The sequence below is a fragment of the Flavonifractor sp. genome (assembly GCF_019422385.1).
Taxonomy (GTDB): Bacteria; Bacillota; Clostridia; order Oscillospirales; family Oscillospiraceae; genus Flavonifractor; species Flavonifractor avistercoris.
Genome location: NZ_JAHZDL010000155.1, coordinates 1 through 2613 on the forward strand (window position 1 = coordinate 1; position 2613 = coordinate 2613).

Below are 2613 nucleotides of genomic sequence, written 5' to 3' on the forward strand. Positions count from 1 at the left end.
ACGGCCCGCTCCACCAGCATGTGGTTGGTGGCCATGACCTTCTCGCCGTTCTCCTTCACCTCAAAGACCACGTTGTCCTCCATGCCCACGCGGATGTGGCCGCCCAGGGCCAGGGAGGCCAGCAGGATGGGCAGGTGGCCCTTGCCGATGCCGAAGGCGGACCAGGTGGAGCCGGCGGGGATGTGGCTGACCAGGTACATCAGGTTCTCCACGGTGGCGGGCATGCCGCCCAGCACGCCCAGGCAGAACTGATAGTGACAGGGGGTGGACAGGTGGCCCTTCTTCACGAAGTAGTTGGCGATGCCCAGCATGCCGGCGTCGAAGATCTCCAGCTCGGGCTTGATGCCCTTCTCCATGTACAGGTCGCCCAGCTTCTGGAGGAACTGGGGGGAGTTCATGAACACGCCGCCGGGCATCCAGTTGAAGGAGCCCGCGTCGTAGGAGCCCATCTCGATGCCGGCCAGCTCCCTGTGGTGGGCCATGCGCTCGTCGTCGGTGGCGGGGTGCTGGGGGGAGGCGCCGGAGGAGGTGCAGTTGATGACCACGTCGCAGTCCTTGTGGCTGCGGATGAGGCGGATGGTCTCCCGGAACTTCTCCTTGTCCATGGCGCCCAGGCCGTCGTCGGCGCGCATGTGCAGGTGGACGATGGCGGCGCCGGTCTTCCAGGCGTCATAGGCCTCGTCGGCGATCTGCTGGGGGGTCTCGGGGATCTTGTAGCCAGCGGGGGTCACCGCGCCGGTGAGCGCGGCGGTGATGATGGTCTTTGCCATAGCGGTTCCACTCCTTATTATAATATGCGCGGGAAGAAGGGACGCAGTGACCGCCCCTTCTTCCGCAGAACAGAATTAAAATTCGTAGCCTTCCGGCTCGTTGCTGTGCTCAAAGGTAAAGGGGTTCTCGATCTCACCCGCGTTTACCTTCTTCCACCACTCGGCGGCCTTCTGGGGCATGGTGCGCCAGGACTCGGCGGTCTGGGGCTCCTCCATGTCGTGGGTGGCGTAGCGCCAGTCGCCCACGCGGCTGATGTACTTCTCGTCCTGCTGGGCGGAGTTCTCGTCGCCCAGATCGCCGGCGGCGACGCGGAGCAGGGAGCCGTACTGCTCGCTGACGGTGTGCAGCTTCAGATCCTCTACCAGCAGCTTCTTCAGGGGCCGCTTGGCCAGGTTGGACATGATGGTGCGGTTCTCGTAGGGCATGGTCTTGAGCATCCGGGCGATCTCCCAGGCGCGCTCCACCACCTTGCCCTTGGGCAGCACCTCGTTGACCATGCCCCAGTCCAGCATCTGCTGGGCGGTGAACTGGCGGGAGGTCATCATGTAGTAGTTGCCCCGCTTGGTGCCGAAGTAGTGCTGGCACATCAGGCCCATGCCGTCGCCGGGCACCAGGCCGCCCTGGGCGTGGGGCACCTCCATCTTGGTGTCCTCGGAGCACAGGGTGATGTCGCACAGCATGGCGGAATCCCAGTGGAAGCCGGGGCCGGGGATGGCGCCGATGGTGGGCACGTCCAGATCAAAGATCATGTTCTTGATCAGGTTGGTGTCGTCGAAGTACTGGTGCTGGAACCGCTGGGTGGGCAGCTGGGAGTAGGTCTCCCAGCCGTTGGCGTCGGACTCGATCATCCAGTTGTCGCCGATGTGGGTGTAGATGATGATCTCGTTCTTGAAGTCCAGGCTCAGCCAGCGGGTGAGCTGGCTCATGGCCCGGTGGGACATGCCGCTGTGGTGCATGGGGCCGTCGTTGGTCTTCCAGGTGACCTGCACGATGCCGTCCTCACGCTTCAGGTCGGCGAAGTCCTTAAACCACTCTTTATACTCGTCAAACTCGGGCAGCTTGACATAATCAGCCATAGGCTTTCCCATGGTATTTTCCTCCTCAATACTCGTCCGTGTGTGGAGAAGCTTACTTGCTGCTGCCGTCGGCGGGCTCGGGGCGGTAGGGCTTCACGGGCCGCTTGGGGTCGAAGGGGTTGACCTCGCGGCCGGCCTCGACCTCCTTGAACCACTCGATGGGCTTGGTGCGGAAGCCGGCCCAGCTCTCCCGGGTGGGGGGCTGCTGCATCCAGTCGTGGCAGTAGCGCCAGTCGTTGGTCTGGCTGATGTACTTCTCGTCCTGCTGGGCGGCGTTGCGGTCGCCCATGTCGCCGGCGGCGATGCGCAGCAGGGAGCCGTACTGCTCGCTGACGGTGTGCAGCTTCAGATCCTCCACCAGCAGCTTCTTCAGAGGACGCTTGGCCAGGTTGGACATGATGGTGCGGTTCTCATAGGGCATGGTCTTGAGCATCCGGGCGATCTCCCAGGCGCGGGCCATGACCTGATCCTTGGGCACCACCTCGCTGACCATGCCCCAGTCCAGCATCTGCTGGGCAGTCCACTGGCGGGCGGTCATCATGTAGTAGTTGCCCCGCTTGGTTCCGAAGAAGTGCTGGGCCATCAGGCCCATGCCGTCGCCGGGCACCAGGCCGCCGTGGGCGTGGGGCACCTCGATCCAGGTGTCGTCGGAGCAGATGGTGATGTCGCTGAGCATGGCGGAATCCCAGTGGAAGCCGGGGCCGGGGAGCACGCCGATGGTGGGCACGTCCAGATCAAAGATCATGTTCTTGATCAGGTTGGTGTC

3 protein-coding genes are annotated in these 2613 nt (G+C 63.8%); all 3 read right to left on the minus strand.

The window, feature by feature from the left end; all coding sequences use genetic code 11:
• Window positions 1–770: 3-keto-5-aminohexanoate cleavage protein (locus tag QZ378_RS12665; protein WP_291258528.1), on the minus strand; the 770-nt coding region annotated here is incomplete at its 3' end.
• Between the two features lie 75 nt (window positions 771–845).
• Entirely contained in the window at window positions 846–1859 is a 1014-nt protein-coding gene (locus tag QZ378_RS12670) for an enoyl-CoA hydratase/isomerase family protein (RefSeq protein WP_087237371.1), read from the minus strand.
• 40 nt (window positions 1860–1899) lie between these two features.
• Window positions 1900–2613, minus strand: a 714-nt coding sequence (locus QZ378_RS12675; RefSeq protein ID WP_291258529.1) for an enoyl-CoA hydratase/isomerase family protein, incomplete at its 5' end; no start/stop codon positions are given.